The organism is Stenotrophomonas sp. AS012628, from assembly GCF_010608305.1.
GTDB classification, from domain to species: Bacteria; Pseudomonadota; Gammaproteobacteria; order Xanthomonadales; family Xanthomonadaceae; genus Stenotrophomonas; species Stenotrophomonas geniculata.
Map to the genome: position 1 here is coordinate 21965 of NZ_VMBJ01000011.1, position 14365 is coordinate 36329.

Sequence of the window (14365 nt, forward strand, 5' to 3'; positions counted from 1 at the left end):
GTTGCTCAGAACTTGTAGCGCACGCCCAGCAGGAACTGGCGGCCGGTTTCGGTGTACTGGAGTGGCAGGCGGCCGGTGGCGGGCGAGTACACCCATTCATCCGAGGCTTCGTTGGTCAGGTTGATGCCTTCCAGGCTCAGTTCCAGCTGGTCGCTGATCTTGTAGCGGATGGACGCATCAATGACCGTGGTGCCGGTCATGCCGTGGTAGCCGTCCAGGTTGAAGCCGGTTTCCTGACCGGGCACCTGGGTGAGGTAGTCATCGCGGTTGGTGGCGGAGACGCGGCCAGCGAAGGTCTCGCCTTCGTAGAACAGCGTTGCGTTCCATGACGATTTGGACAGGCCCAGCAGATCGTTCTTCATCACCGGCTGGCCAGCCGAGTTGATGTACTGGATCTTCGATTCGACCCAGGTGTAGTTCAGCTGCACGCCCAGGTTCGACCACTTGCCCGGCAGGAAAGTGAAGGGCTGGGTGTAGTTCGCCTCGGCGCCGTACAGCTCACCGCCGGGGGTATTGACTGGCCGGGTGAAGGTGAAGTCGTCGGTGGGCGAGGCGCCGGTACCGGTCAGCAGTTCGGCAGGCAGGCCGCTGTCGGTGTACGGGCGGTTCTCGCGCAGGGTCTGGACCGAGGTCTCGATGTCCTTGTAGAACAGGCCCAGGCCCGCCATCGCGCCTTCGGCGAAGTACCACTCGAAGCCCAGGTCGACATTGGTGGCGCGCGTCGGGTCCAGGTTGGGATTGCCGCTGGAGATGGTGCGCGCACCACCGGCCACGGCCACGGTTGCACCTGGCGTCAGGCTGCCCAGGCCCGGGCGGGTCATGACCTTGGCCGCACCCAGGCGGATCAGGAAATCGGGCGTGACCTCGGCCACCAGGTTGAACGAGGGCAGGGTGTCATCGTAGGTGCGGGTGGCGGTGGTGGAGGTGGTACCACTGGCCAGCGTCGACAGCCCGGTGGAGGTCTGCCTGGTGCGCACGTAGCGCACGCCGAAGTTGCCCGACAGCGGCAGCGAGCCGATTTCGGTGCTGAACTCGCCCATCAGGTAGGCACCACGGTCCTTCTCTTCCACGCTGCGCACGTTGTTGGCGCGCGGCGCGACGGCATAGATGCCGCTGTTGCTGTAGATGTCGAACTGGTCGGCGATTGCATCCAGGTTCGGCACCACCCAGTTGGACGGATTGCCATTGATGCCCTTCAGGCCGGCCTGGTTGATCATGTCCACGGGCACGATCCTGCTGCCGCTGGCGAAGGTCGGCACGGCCAGTTCGCTGGCACGGCGCAGTTCGGTGGTCTTGAACGTGTAGTCCTTGGCAAGCACGCCGCCCTTCAGGCGGAAGCCGGGGCTGATGTTCCAGTTGAAGTCGATCTGGCCGGTATCGAAGTCGTTGTCCACGTACTGCGGGCGCAGGCGGATTTCCGCCAGTTCCCAACCGTTGGGGTCGGTCGGGTCGATGCCGTAGTTGAGGATCGGGAAGCGGCTGTTGCCACGGTAGTCGTAGCTGTAGCCCTTGACGTCGTACTTGTCCATGATGACGGTGGTCTGCACTGGATTCTCGTGCCTGGAGCGCGAGATGCCCAGCTTGCCGGACACGGTGAAGTCGTCGCCGAAACGGTGCTGGCCGTTCAGGCTGATCTGCTTGAACTCGGTGCTCCACTCGTCGTGGCGGTTCTCGGTACGGATGTCGACGTTGTCGAATTCACCGTACAGCAGCGCGCCGTTGCGGATCTCGCCGTTCCTGACGATGGTGCTCGGCTTGCCGACCAGGCGCGGGGTGCTGCTGCTGCCACGGCTGAAGGAAATCGCTTCGATGTACTGCTCGTCGCGGGTGGCATCGATCTTCGAGTACAGCATGTCCAGCGATACTTCACTGGCATCGCTGGGCTTCCACTGCAGCGAGCCGGTCACGCCCAGGCGCTTCTGCTCGTGTTCCATCTGCACGTAGCGCGGGAAGCGCGGGTGGAATACATCAGCGGCGCGTGCGGCGGCGAACGGCGATGACGCAGCGAAGTTGCCATTGCTCGGGCCGTTGGCCCAGCGGCCGGTGTTGGAGCCTTCCTCCAGTGCCTGGCGCTCGGAGTAGGCCACCGACAGGAGGGCGCCGAAGGTACCATCGGCGAAGGTGTTGGAGACCAGCGCGGCCAGCCGCGGGTCGGCCTTTTCGGCCATCTGGTTGTAGCCGGCCTGGCCGCTTGCGGCGAAGGTGAAGCCGTCGTAGTCGAACGGGCGCGCGGTGCGCAGGTCGACAGTGGCACCCAGCGAGCCTTCCTCGACGTCGGCCGAGGCGGTCTTGCGCACCACCAGCTGCGAGAACAGGTCCGAGGCAAACACGTTGAAGTCGAAACCGCGGCCGCGGTTGGTACCACCGCTCTGGTCACCGGCGCCGACGGTGGTCAGCGCTTCCATCCCATTGATGCGCACGCGGGTGAAATCCGGGCCCAGGCCGCGCACCGAGATGTTGCGGCCTTCGCCGGCTTCGCGTGTGATCACCACGCCCGGAATGCGCTGCAGCGATTCAGCCAGATTGAGGTCGGGAAACTTGCCGATGTCTTCGGCGACGATGGCATCGACCACGCCGGCCTCGCCGCGCTTGATGTCCAGCGCCTTTTCGACACTGGCGCGATAGCCTGTGACGTTCACCGTGTCCAGGTCGGTAGCGGTCTGCTGCTGGGCGGCCGCGCTGGTGGACAGGGCGAGTCCCACCCCCAGGGCCAGCAAGGTAACCGGTGTCTTTTTTCCATGGATCCGAGATTGCATGCCTTTCCCCTCTCCCAAAGGTCTGGTATCGCAGCTGCGCGGCGAAATGACACCGCTAGTCAAAACCGACGTTAGCAGCACCACCGGGATCGGGCATCTTGCACCGCAACAGATTTGCAATGTCTCCAAGACGCTTGCAGGACAAAGGTTTCGACATATAGCCCAAGCGCTCTCAAGGCGTCTTCGGTCTAGAATGACACCGCTAGCCAATCGCCACGCCCCTCGCGTGGTCCACTTACACGCCATGCAGTGTCCCATGCTGGTGGCACGCGTGAAGGAGCTGAGATGGGTCGTATCGTGTGTTTTGGAGAGTTGTTGCTGCGCCTGGGTGCCCCCGGCAACGAACTGCTGCTGCAGTCGCCGCAACTCCAGGTCCATGTGGGAGGGGCCGAAGCCAACGTGGGTGTCTCGCTGTCCCGGCTTGGACATCAGGTGGCCATGGTCAGCACCGTGGCCGGCAATGCGCTGGGGGCGCATGTACTGGGTGAACTGCGGCGGCACGGCGTGGATACGCGCGGTGTGCGCGAGGACGCCGAGGGCCGCATGGGCCTGTACTTCCTCACCACCGGCGCGGTACAGCGCGCGAGCGAAGTGGTCTACGACCGCGCGGATTCGGCGTTCGCGCGCAGCACTGCAGCCGACTACGACTGGCCAGCGCTGCTGCAGGACGCGCAGTGGCTGCACGTCTCCGGGGTCAGCCCGGCGTTGGGCCCGCACGTGGCGGCGGCCACGCTGGCGGCGGCGCGCGCGGCAAGACAGGCCGGTGTCCGCGTCTCCTTCGACGGCAATTTCCGGCCCCGCCTCTGGCAGCGCTGGGGAGGCGATGCGCAGGCGGTATTGCGCGAACTGTTCGCGCAGGCCGACATCGTGTTCGCCGACTACCGCGACATGGAGGTCGTACTGGGCACCCGCTTCACCCAGCCGGACCTGATGGAGCGGATCGACGCGGCCGCTGCCGCCGCGTTCGGTGCCTTTCCGCAACTGCAGTGGATGGCCTGCACGCAGCGGCAGGTGCTGAGCGTGGACCACCATGTGCTGGGCGCTGTGTTGCTGGGTTGCGACGGAACCCGCGCACAGGCCCCACTGCGTCATCTGCAGGGCATCGTCGACCGCATCGGTGGCGGTGATGCCTTCGCGGCCGGCATCCTGCATGGCATCCTGTCCGGCCTTGATGCCGACGCCACCGTGCGGTTCGGCCTGGCCGCCGGGGCGCTGAAGCACTCCATCCCCGGCGATTTCAATCCTGTCAGCGAAGCTGACGTGCTGGCCCTGATGGGCGAGGAGCGATTCGATGTCCGCCGCTGATCCGCGCGTACGCGCGGTCCTGAAACTGGCACCGGTGATTCCGGTGTACACCCCCGAAGACGTGAATGACGCGGTCGAAGTGGCCCAGGCCCTGTTCCGCGGCGGCCTGCCGGTGATCGAAGTGACCCTGCGCACGCCGCAGGCGCTGGACGCGATCACGGCCATGGTCGAGGCCGTACCGGACGCGGTGATCGGTGCCGGCACCGTTCTTACCCCGGCGCAGATGCAGGCGGTGAAGCAGGCCGGAGCGCGTTTCGCGGTGTCCCCCGGCGCCACGCCGGCACTGTACGCGGCCGCGCGCGATGCCGACCTGCCGTACCTGCCCGGTGCGGCCACGGCCTCGGACCTGATCCTGGGCCTGGAGCACGGCCAAGACACGTTCAAGTTCTTTCCCGCCGTGCAGGCCGGCGGTGCCGCGCTGCTGGCGGCCTGGCACGGTCCATTCGCCGACGTGCGCTTCTGCCCGACCGGTGGCATCAGCGCGCAGACCGCGCCGCAGTTCCTGCACCTGCCCAACGTGCTGTGCGTGGGTGGCTCGTGGTTGACCACGCCGGCACTGCTGCAGACCCGCGACTGGGAGGCCATCGAGCGCCTCGCCCGCGAGGCCTCGGTGCTGGCCAGCTGAACCCGGCGCACGGATCTTCAAAGGTTTGATCGTGATCAAAGCGCCGGCCTCGTGCCGGCGTCATTCTGTGGGCAAGCGCACTACGGAGATCCGAACATGAATTCCACCATGAAGGCCGCTGTCGTGCGTGAGTTCGGCAAGCCACTGGTCATCGAGGAAGTCTCGGTACCACGCCCGGGGGCGGGCGAGGTACTGGTCAGGATCGAGGCCTGTGGTGTCTGCCACACCGACCTGCACGCCGCCGAGGGCGACTGGCCGGTGAAACCGAACCCGCCATTCATCCCCGGTCACGAGGGCGTGGGGCACATCGTGGCCGTGGGAGGCGGGGTAGGGCACGTCAAGGAAGGCGACAGGGTCGGCATCCCCTGGTTGTACTCGGCGTGTGGCCATTGCGAACACTGCCTGGGCGGCTGGGAAACGCTGTGCGAGACGCAGCGCAACACCGGCTACTCGGTCAACGGCGGCTTCGCCGAGTACGCACTGGCCGATGCCAACTATGTCGGCCTGCTTCCGAAGGACGTGGGCTTTGTCGAGATCGCGCCGGTGCTGTGCGCCGGCGTGACCGTCTACAAGGGCCTGAAGGTGACCGACACCAAGCCAGGGGACTGGGTGGTGATTTCCGGCATCGGCGGCCTGGGCCACATGGCCGTGCAGTACGCCCGCGCAATGGGCCTGAACGTGGCGGCGGTGGACGTGGACGACAACAAGCTGGCGTTGGCCCGGCAGCTCGGCGCGCAGATCACCGTCAACGCGCGCACCACCGACCCCGCTGCCTTCCTGAAGAAGGAAATCGGCGGCGCGCACGGCGCCCTGGTCACGGCGGTGTCGCCGAAAGCGTTCGAGCAGGCGCTGGGCATGGTCCGCCGTGGCGGTACCGTTTCGCTCAACGGTCTGCCGCCGGGCAACTTCCCGCTGGACATCTTCGGCATGGTGCTCAACGGCATCACCGTGCGCGGCTCGATCGTCGGCACCCGGCTGGACCTGCAGGAGTCGTTGCAGTTCGCTGCCGAAGGCAAGGTTGCCGCCACGGTCAGCACCGATCGCCTGGAAAACATCAACGAGGTGTTCGCGCGCATGCACGCGGGCACCATCGAAGGCCGCGTGGTGCTCGACTTCGCCGCCTGACCGCCTGTGCATGGCCGCCGTCGCTCCGTCCCCCTCTCCCACGGACGCGGCGGCCATGCCGATCCATCGGTAGTACCGGCCGCAGGCCAGCAACCCCAGGCACTTCGCGCAGCCTTACAATGCGCGCATGCCCGCCCTGCTCAAGACCCTGTTCCTGTCCTTCGTCGCCCTGATCGGCGGCGTGCTGTCGCTTGCGCTGGTCAGCAGCGTCGCCAGCTGGCTGCCCCCGCTGGTGGGCATGTCGCCGGACAACAACAGCGTGCAGCTGGGGTGGGACCTGGCCTTCAGCGTGCTCGGTGGCGTCGCCGGCATTTCCTTCGCCACCTACTACGCGCCCTGCTGGCCGCGTTCGCATGGTTTTTCCATCTGGTCACTGATCGCGCTGGGCTGCGGCTACGCGGTGTGGGCCGCAGGCGCTGATTTCCCGCTCTGGTTCGTCATTTCGCTGCTGGCATCGCTGCCGTTGCAGCTGCTGGCCGGCTGGTGGTTCGGCCGCCGCGCGTCGCGCGACGCAAGGTAACGCCGCCCCTGTAGAGCCGAGCCCATGCTCGGCTGCCTGTGTCGATGTGCATGCAAGCCGAGCATGGGCTCGGCTCTACAGGTCCATGCGCGGCAGCGTCTGCTTCAACCGCGCGATGCCCTGCCATGGGTCACCCTTCAGCCGCTTCGCGCGCGCCAGTGCCTTGGCCATCGGAAACGCGTCGGCCGCACTGACGCGTGCAAGCTCTTCCCAGCGCAGCGGCACCGCCACGCCGGCACTGTCGCGCGCGCGCAGCGACCACGAGCACACGCTGGTAGCACCCCTTGTGTTGCGCAGCCAGTCGATGAAGATCACCCCGCCGCGCTTGGCCTTGCTCATCGTCGCCACATAGCGATCAGGCTGCTCCAGCGCCATTGCCTGCGCGAACGCCTCGCAGAACGCCTTCGCCTCGTCCCAGCCTGCCTTGGGCTGCAGCGGCACCACCACGTGCACGCCCTTGCCACCGGACAGGCGTACGAAGCTCTTCAGGCCCACCTGCTGCAGGCGGTCGCGCACATCGCGTGCACCGGCTTTCACCTGTGCCCAGCTGACACCTTCGCCGGGGTCGAGATCGAACACCAGACGATCCGGATGTTCGGGATCGGCCACGGTCGCGCCCCAGGGATGCAGCTCCAGGGTGTTCATCTGCACCAGCTGCAGCAGGCCGCGCGTGTCGTCGATGTAGACGTAATCCTCGCGGCCGCTTTTCTGCTGCAGGGGCACCGCATGTACCGCATCGCCCAGGCCGGGACCATGGTGCTTCTGGAAGAAACAAGCCTTGCCTACGCCGTCCGGGCAGCGCAGCAGTGACAGTGGTCGTCCGGCGATTTCGGGCAGGATCCAGCGCGCCATGCGCTGATAGTAGTCGGCCACGTCGCCCTTGCGCAGTTTCTGCTTTGGAAACACCACCCGCTCCGGATGAGTGATCTGGACCTCACCTCCGGCTTCGGCATCTGCGGTGCTCATTCCCAGGTCCTCCTTCTGCTTGTCGCTGCGCAGCCGCTTGAAACTGGCCTGGCGCAGCAGGCCTTCCTTGCCCCAGCCACGGAACGCCACCTCCGCCACCGCCACTGGTGTCACCCAGCGTACGCTGGCAGCGCGGAACGGCACATGCGCCGGCAACTGCAGCACGGGCGTCTTCACTGCCAATGGCCGCAGTGCCTTGAGCAGCGCACGCAGGCTTTCATCGTCGAAGCCGGTGCCAACGCGGCCGACATAGCGCAGGCCAGCCTTGTCCGGCGTGGCCAGAAGCAGCGAACCGAATCCCACCCGGGAACCCTTGGGTGCCGTGTAGCCGACAATCACGAACTCGTCGTTGTCTTCGTGCTTCACCTTCACCCAGCTGCGCGCGCGGGTATTCACGTACGGCGCATCCACCTGCTTGCTGACGATGCCTTCAAAGCCGGCCTCGCCGCTGGCATCGAATACCTGCGGCCCATGGTCGATCACGTGTTCGCTGAAGGCCAGGGTGCCGGGCGCGGGCCCGATGAGGTCCTTCAGCAGCGCCTTGCGCTCCACCAGCGGTGCACGACTGATGTCCACGCCCGCCACACCCGGAAGATCGAACACGATGTAGCGCAGTGGTTGTTTCGAACTGCCGTCGATCACGCGCTGCAACGCTGCGAAGTCACTGCGTCCTTCCTTGTCCAGCACCACCAGCTCACCGTCCAGTCGCGCATCACGCACCGGCAGCGCCCGCACGGCCTGCACGACCTCGGGAAAATCGGCCGTCCAGTCCAGGCCGTTGCGCGAGCGGAGTTTCACCTCGCCATCGTGCAGGTCGGCCAGCAGCCGATAGCCATCCCACTTGATCTCATGCAGCCAGCGCTCGCCGTCCGGGGCACTGTCGCGATGATCGGTCAACTGCGGTTTGAACCCGCGGGGATAGGGCGTATCACGTGCGCCGTGCAGCTGCAGTGCGCATGCATGCCAGCGCGCATCGGCCTTGCGTGTGGTCGTCCGTGCGGCGGGGACCGAGCGCACCGCCTTCCCTGCGGAACGCTTCTTCGCCGCAGGTGCTCGTTTCGGCATCGGTGCCGTCAGCAGGTCATCCGCCTCGGCGTCGCGCCCTTCACCATCGTCGCGCTTGATCAGCAGCCATTGCACCTGGCGTCCTTTCATCGCGGTGCGCACCAGCTTCCAGCCACCGGCCAGGCGTTGCCCATGCAGCACGAAGTCGATCTTTCCTGCCGCCAGTGCCTGCAGAGGATCACCTTCGCAGGCCCAGGTACCCTGATCAAACACCTCGACGTGGCCCGCGCCGTAGTGGCCTTCGGGAATGTCTCCTTCGAAGGTGGCGTAGGACAGCGGGTGATCTTCCACTTCCACGGCCAACCGCTTCTCACCGACGCGAAGCGAAGGACCTTTCGGCACCGCCCAGCTCTTCAGCACGCCGTCCATCTCAAGGCGGAAGTCGTAGTGGCGCGAGCTGGCATGGTGCAGCTGGATGACGAAGGTCGGCCGCCGCCTCGGATCACCGCGGACGCGCGTGTCGTCAGGCTCCGGTGTCTGCCCGGCGCCACCGCCAAGTCGGCGTTTGCGGCGGTACTGGTGCAGCGACATGGTCAACCTGCCTTGCGCCGGGTGGTTTTCTTCACGGCCTTTTTGGCGGTCTTCTTCGCAGCCTTCTTCGCCGGTGCCTTGCGCGTCGCCGTCTTCTTCGCCGGCGTGCGCGTGTTCGCATCCAGGCTCTTCTGCAGCAGCGCCATGAAATCGACCACGTTGGTACTGGCGTCCTCGCGCGGTGCCGGCTCATCGTCCACCCGCGTGGTGCCGCCCTTGGACTTGATGCGCTTGTTCAGCACCTGCTGCAGGCGCTCGCGGAATTCATCGTGGTACTGCGACGGATCCCAGTCGCCGGCCATCGACTCGATCAACTGTTCGGCCATCGCCGTTTCCTTGCTGGTGATGCGGTAGTCGGACAGCTTGCCGGTGGGCAGCTTGTAATCCTCGGGATCCACCAGTTCCTGCGGATAGCGCAGGATCATCAGCACCAGCGCGTCCTCATGCGGCATCACCGCGCACAGGTATTCGCGCGTGCGTACCACCACCCGCGCGATGCCCACCTTGCCGGTGCTGCGCAGCGTTTCGCGCAGGAGCACGTAGCCCTTTTCGGCCTTCTTGCCAGGTACCAGCAGATAGGGTTTCTCGTAGTAACGCGGGTCGATCTGCGCCGCATCCACGAACGATTCCACTTCCACCGCTTCGTGGCTCTCCGGTGCGGCCGAGCGGATGTCGCCTTCCTCCAGCACGACATAGCTGCCCTTGTCGTACTCGTAGGCTTTGACGATGTCCTTCCAGGGCACTTCCTCGCCGGTGTCGGCGTTGACCCGTTCGAAACGGATCGGCTTGCGATCGCGGGAGTCGAGCATGCGGAACTGCAGATCGACCTTGCGTTCGCCGGACATCAGCGACACGGGCACATTGAGCAGGCCAAACGACAGCGTGCCGGTCCAGATCGGGCGGGCCATGGGCGTACCTTTGGCGGGGCAGGGTGCCCAGCGTGGGCCGGAGGGCGTAAACCAACCGTGTCCGTGCCGTGCACGTCAGGTGGCGCGACCACTTTGCTGTAGAGCCGAGCCCGCGCTCGGCTGCTTCAAGCGCCCGCCACTACTGCAGCAACGGCCTCACCGCCGCCGCCGGAATATGGTCCAGTGCGCGCCAGGCGTCCTCCACCACCGGCCGTGCCTGCGACCAGCTCAACCGCGACTGCCCGCGCATCTGCTCCCAGTGCTCGGCCAGTTCCTCGCAGGTATCGGCGGCATCAGCACGTGGCCAATCCGCGGCATGGGTGGTCAGCGCGAAGGCATACACCGGGCACAGATCACGCCAGTTGCGGTGGCTCTGGCCACGCCTCTCCTCGTAATCGCTGAGCATGTACTGCAGGTAATCCTGTGCCACCGCCTGCGGATCTTCCTGGCGGCGCGTGCGGCGCTGGGCGGTGCGCTGGCCAAGCGGATCGAGCAGGGCGTTGAACACGGACGGTGCGGGTCGTTCAAGACGGGGCATGGCCGGCTCCTGCAGCGGGGCGGGTGGGCAGGAATACGCGCGGTGCCGTTACCGGGGGGTGAGCGAGATGTTCATGACGCCAGGTTCGCAGTGGCTTTACCTGCAGGGCGGTGTAGTGGGAGCCCCGAGTGCAGGTACCAGACCATGAGCCGAGAGACCTCACGAGACCCGATGCGGGAAAACCACCCGCCCCTTCCCGGTGAACAGCGCGGCAAGCGCGATGCCGACAACGCCGACTACCGCGGCACCGGTGCGCCGTTCTTCGATGCCGAGCACGGTGACGACCATCTGCCGGTGAAACATGTGGCTGAACAGGCGGCCCAGGACCGCAAGGATGGCGGTGACCGCCATCGCGGTGGCCAAGAGAGCCCGCTCAAGCGCCGCGAGCGCAAGCAGCGCGCCAGCGACAACCAGGACGAGGCGCTGGAGGAAACCTTCCCCGCCAGCGACCCGACCTCGCCGTTCGTACCGGCCAAGGCCCCCGATTGACGGTAGCGCCGGGCCCTGCCCGGCGCGCGCAGCGGTCCCGCGCTAGCGCCACGACCACTGCACACCCACGCTGGCCCGCCGTCCCGGCCCGGGCTCGTAGTAGCGGCCATTGCCATCGTTGACGATCACCGAGCCGATGTAGGCCTGGTCCAGCACGTTCTCCAGCCGCGCGAAGGCACGCAGTTCACCGCCGGGCAGGGTCCAGCGGCGTCCGCCCTCCACGTGCAACAGGGCAAAGCCCGGCGCCCGTTCGGTGGCGACGTCGTTGACCACGGTATCGCTGCTGGCCGTGGCCTCCAGTGCCCATTGCCAGTCGGCGGGGCTCCACTGCAGGCGGGCGAACGCCTGCTGGCGCGGCACACCCGGCAAGCGACTGCCCGCCGCGACCACGTTGTTCGAGGTCAGGTAAGGCGAGCGCACCTGCGCCTGCAGCCAGGTCCAGGCCAACTGCAGTTCCAATTGCTCGGCCAGCGGCTGTCGGTACTGCAGTTCCACGCCCTGGCGGCGGGTGCGGCCAATGTTGCGATAGGTGCTGCGCCCTCCGGTGTTGCTGGCAACGGCCAGCTCATTGTCGGTATCTGCACGGAACAGGCTGATATCGAGCTGGATTCCGCCCTGCGCGTGCCACTTGCTGCCAATCTCCAGATTGCGGCTGCGGGCGGCCGCCAGATCCAGTGCCAATCCCGCCTGCCCGTCGGCGCGATAGCCCAGTTCGTTGAAGGTGGGGGTTTCGAAACCGCGGCCGACCGCAGCATGCAGCCGCCACTGCGGGCTGGCCTCAAAGCTGATCCCGGCCACCGGCGTGGTGGCCTGGTAGCGCCGGCGGCCACTGTCATCCGGGTTGCGGCCGATGATGTAGCGGTCGTCGGATTCGAAGCGCACGGTGCTGTGGCGCAGGCCAGCCAGCAATGACCAGCGTGGACTCCACTGCCACCACGCCTGCGCGAACTGATCGACGTTATGCACGGTGTCGATCTGGTCTCTGCGCAGGCGCCCCCGTACGCCCAGCGTGCTGCCGAGGAAGTTCTCGTAGCCGGTCCGATGCTGGCGCTGGCGGTCGGCGCTGAGCCCGGCCACCAGGTCCAGCGGTCGCCCGGCCAGATCGCCGTGCCAGCCCCAGCGCGCGTCCAGCCCGCCGTAGCCGGCGTCCAGATCGATCACGCCGCCGGCATGCAGCGGATTGGCCTGCGCCGTGGGCGGAATGGGCAGGAACTGGGTCACCGCGCGCTGCCCGGCATAGCCCATCAACTGCCAGCGCTGCGCTCCCGTTTCACGGGTCCAGCGCAGGCCGGCCTGCTGCTGGCGCACCGATTTGCGGGTGTTGTACGGGTGCGCCACCGCCGTGGCCTGGCGCGGATCAGCCGCCACCTGGGCACGGGTCAGGCCCAGCGGATCCTGTGCATCGGGGGCATCGAGCGCATTGAGCAACAGCTCCAGCCGCCCACCGCCCAGCGCACCACCGATGCGTGCGTTGAGCGATTCACGGCGCGCACGGCTGTGGTCCCGCCAGCCATCGGTGCGGAGGTGATTGGCGGCGATGTTGTAGTCCAGCAGTTGGCCGGCACCCTTCAGCTGCGCGCCGACACTGAGCGTGTTGTCGGCACCAGCGTTGAGCCGCAACCGCCACGGGTCGCCGGCCTGGCCCTGCGCGCTCCAGACCTGCAGCACGCCACCGGAGGAGTTGCCGTACAGCGCCGAGAACGGCCCGCGCAGCACGTCGATGCGCTCGGCGCCCAGCAGGCTGGCGTGTGACAGCTGGCCCTGGCCATCGGGCATGGTGGCCGGCACGCCGTCGATCAACACCCGCACCCCGCGCACACCGAAGGTCGAGCGCGCGCCGAAGCCACGGATCGACAGCTGCGTGTCCTGCGCGAAGTTCTGCCGGTCGCGCGCCAGCAGCCCCGGTACCCCGGCCAGCGCCTCGGACAGCTGCGCGCCGGTGCCAGCGCGGCTGGCATCGATCCAGACCGTGTCCTGGCTGGCCGGCAGCGCGAACGGGTCGATGCCCGGCACCCGTGCGGCCTGTACCTGCACCGCAGGCAGGGCGGTGGGCGCAGGCTCGGCCACCGCTGTCCAGGGCGACAGCAGCAGGGCAGACAGCGGAAGGCAACAGCGTCGTGCGGCGGGATTCATGATTCAGGTTGATGGATCGGGCGGCAACGCACGCCATGGTACGGGGCCGCGGATGACGATGGCGGCGGCCAGCCCCGGCAGGCTTTGTTACGATGGGCTGTTTCCGGCCGAAAAGCCGCGAACCGCGTGGCGCAATTCCTCCCCCTTTCCGTCTACCGAACGAGTACCGCCGTGTCCTTCTTTGCAAACGTGGAACTGGTCCCAGGCGACCCGATCCTGGGCCTGACCGAGGCGTACAACGCCGACAGCCGCCCGACCAAGGTCAACCTGGGTGTGGGCATCTACTACGACGAGAGCGGCCGCATTCCGCTGCTGCGCGCCGTCAAGCAGATCGAGCAGCAGCTCGCCGCTGAAGCCAAACCGCGCGGCTATCTGCCAATCGATGGCCTGCCGGCGTACACGCAGGCCACGCGTGAGCTGGTGTTCGGCAAGGACTCGCCGCTGCTGGCCGCCGGCCGCGTCACCACCGCACAGACCGTTGGTGGCAGCGGTGCGCTGCGCGTCGGCGCCGACGTGCTGAAGAAGCTGCTGCCGCACGCCACCGTTGCGCTGAGCAACCCGAGCTGGGAAAACCACCGCGCCGTGTTCAGCGCGGCCGGTTTCGAGGTGCTGGACTACACCTACTTCGACCCGACCACCCATGGGGTTGATTTCGACGGCATGCTGGCCGACCTGGGCAAGCTGGAAGCCGGCACCGTGGTGCTGCTGCATGCCTGCTGCCACAACCCCACCGGTGCCGACCTCACGGTCAGCCAGTGGAAGCAGGTCGCGCAGCTGCTGAAGGACCGCCAGCTGTTCCCCTTCATCGACATGGCCTACCAGGGCTTCGACAAGGGCATCGAACAGGACGGCGCCGCGGTGCGCATCATCGCCGAAGCAGGCATCGACAGCTTCATCGTCGCCAACTCGTACTCCAAGTCGTTCTCGCTGTACGGCGAGCGCGTGGGTGCGCTGTCGATGGTGGCGCCGACCGCCGTTGACGCCAAGGCCGTGCAGTCGCAGGTCAAGCGCGTGATCCGCACCATCTACTCCAGCCCGTCCACCCACGGTGCCGCGCTGGTGGCCGGCGTGCTGACCAACCCGGAACTGCGTGCGATGTGGGAGCAGGAGCTGACCGAGATGCGCGAGCGCATCCACGCCCTGCGCCAGGGCCTGGTCGAGAAGCTGGCCGCTGCAGGTGCCCCGCAGTTCGGCTTCATCAACGAACAGGCCGGCATGTTCTCGTATTCCGGCCTGAGCCGCGAGCAGGTCGAACGCCTGCGCGACGAGTTCGGCATCTACGCCGTCGGCACCGGCCGCATCTGCGTGGCCGCGCTGAACCAGAACAACCTGGAATACGTCGCCAAGGCCGTGGCCACCGTCGCCAAGGGCTGAAGCAAGGCTGCACGGGTTTGAGAACAAAGG

At 66.9% G+C, this 14365-nt stretch carries 11 protein-coding genes; 6 read left to right on the plus strand and 5 right to left on the minus strand.

What is annotated here, in order from left to right:
- Positions 1–5: 5 nt before the first annotated feature.
- Positions 6–2756 (minus strand): TonB-dependent receptor, encoded by a 2751-nt coding sequence (locus G5A07_RS07335; RefSeq protein ID WP_029550752.1) that lies wholly within the window; start codon positions 2754–2756, stop codon positions 6–8.
- Between the two features lie 285 nt (positions 2757–3041).
- On the opposite strand from G5A07_RS07335, the gene G5A07_RS07340 reads away from it, so the two are divergent.
- The 4 genes from G5A07_RS07340 (at position 3042) to G5A07_RS07355 (ending at position 6331) form a co-directional block, all read left to right on the plus strand.
- The gene (locus G5A07_RS07340) at positions 3042–4061 is read left to right on the plus strand and encodes a sugar kinase (protein WP_026346897.1); all 1020 of its coding nucleotides are present in this window, start codon (positions 3042–3044) and stop codon (positions 4059–4061) included.
- Entirely contained in the window at positions 4048–4686 is a 639-nt protein-coding gene (gene eda / locus G5A07_RS07345; RefSeq protein WP_071305980.1) for a bifunctional 4-hydroxy-2-oxoglutarate aldolase/2-dehydro-3-deoxy-phosphogluconate aldolase, read from the plus strand. Before G5A07_RS07340 ends, eda begins: the two co-directional genes overlap by 14 nt.
- Before the next feature lie 96 nt (positions 4687–4782).
- Positions 4783–5811: an alcohol dehydrogenase AdhP gene (gene adhP, locus G5A07_RS07350; RefSeq protein WP_071305979.1), complete on the plus strand. Its 1029-nt coding sequence runs from the start codon at positions 4783–4785 to the stop codon at positions 5809–5811.
- 127 nt (positions 5812–5938) lie between these two features.
- Positions 5939–6331 carry a hypothetical protein gene (locus G5A07_RS07355; RefSeq protein ID WP_019338569.1) on the plus strand — a complete coding sequence of 131 codons (393 nt, stop codon included), beginning with the start codon at positions 5939–5941 and terminating at the stop codon, positions 6329–6331.
- 75 nt (positions 6332–6406) lie between these two features.
- On the opposite strand, the gene ligD is transcribed toward G5A07_RS07355, so the two are convergent.
- The 3 genes from ligD to G5A07_RS07370 form a co-directional block, all read right to left on the minus strand.
- Positions 6407–8893 carry a DNA ligase D gene (gene ligD / locus G5A07_RS07360; RefSeq protein WP_071305978.1) on the minus strand — a complete coding sequence of 829 codons (2487 nt, stop codon included), beginning with the start codon at positions 8891–8893 and terminating at the stop codon, positions 6407–6409.
- Between the two features lie 2 nt (positions 8894–8895).
- Positions 8896–9801, minus strand: coding sequence for a Ku protein (locus G5A07_RS07365; protein ID WP_010487384.1), 906 nt, complete (start codon positions 9799–9801; stop codon positions 8896–8898).
- A 139-nt stretch (positions 9802–9940) separates the two neighbouring features.
- On the minus strand, positions 9941–10339 hold the full coding sequence (locus tag G5A07_RS07370; RefSeq protein ID WP_049453885.1) for a hypothetical protein: 399 nt from the start codon (positions 10337–10339) through the stop codon (positions 9941–9943).
- A gap of 144 nt (positions 10340–10483) precedes the next feature.
- Between G5A07_RS07370 and G5A07_RS07375 the strand changes: the two genes are divergently transcribed.
- Positions 10484–10828, plus strand: coding sequence for a hypothetical protein (locus G5A07_RS07375; protein ID WP_191863103.1), 345 nt, complete (start codon positions 10484–10486; stop codon positions 10826–10828).
- Between the two features lie 42 nt (positions 10829–10870).
- On the opposite strand, the gene G5A07_RS07380 is transcribed toward G5A07_RS07375, so the two are convergent.
- Entirely contained in the window at positions 10871–12961 is a 2091-nt protein-coding gene (locus tag G5A07_RS07380; protein ID WP_049453883.1) for a TonB-dependent receptor, read from the minus strand.
- 171 nt (positions 12962–13132) lie between these two features.
- Between G5A07_RS07380 and G5A07_RS07385 the strand changes: the two genes are divergently transcribed.
- Positions 13133–14335 carry an amino acid aminotransferase gene (locus G5A07_RS07385; RefSeq protein WP_049453882.1) on the plus strand — a complete coding sequence of 401 codons (1203 nt, stop codon included), beginning with the start codon at positions 13133–13135 and terminating at the stop codon, positions 14333–14335.
- The last annotated feature ends 30 nt before the right edge of the window (positions 14336–14365 follow it).

Bases quoted from the DNA above. Each gene is read 5' to 3' on its own strand.
- G5A07_RS07335 (WP_029550752.1), bottom strand. From the start codon at position 2,756: ATGCAATCTCGGATCCATGGAAAAAAGACACCGGTTACCTTGCTGGCC.
- G5A07_RS07340 (WP_026346897.1), top strand. From the start codon at position 3,042: ATGGGTCGTATCGTGTGTTTTGGAGAGTTGTTGCTGCGCCTGGGTGCC.
- eda (WP_071305980.1), top strand. From the start codon at position 4,048: ATGTCCGCCGCTGATCCGCGCGTACGCGCGGTCCTGAAACTGGCACCG.
- adhP (WP_071305979.1), top strand. From the start codon at position 4,783: ATGAATTCCACCATGAAGGCCGCTGTCGTGCGTGAGTTCGGCAAGCCA.
- G5A07_RS07355 (WP_019338569.1), top strand. From the start codon at position 5,939: ATGCCCGCCCTGCTCAAGACCCTGTTCCTGTCCTTCGTCGCCCTGATC.
- ligD (WP_071305978.1), bottom strand. From the start codon at position 8,893: ATGTCGCTGCACCAGTACCGCCGCAAACGCCGACTTGGCGGTGGCGCC.
- G5A07_RS07365 (WP_010487384.1), bottom strand. From the start codon at position 9,801: ATGGCCCGCCCGATCTGGACCGGCACGCTGTCGTTTGGCCTGCTCAAT.
- G5A07_RS07370 (WP_049453885.1), bottom strand. From the start codon at position 10,339: ATGCCCCGTCTTGAACGACCCGCACCGTCCGTGTTCAACGCCCTGCTC.
- G5A07_RS07375 (WP_191863103.1), top strand. From the start codon at position 10,484: ATGAGCCGAGAGACCTCACGAGACCCGATGCGGGAAAACCACCCGCCC.
- G5A07_RS07380 (WP_049453883.1), bottom strand. From the start codon at position 12,961: ATGAATCCCGCCGCACGACGCTGTTGCCTTCCGCTGTCTGCCCTGCTG.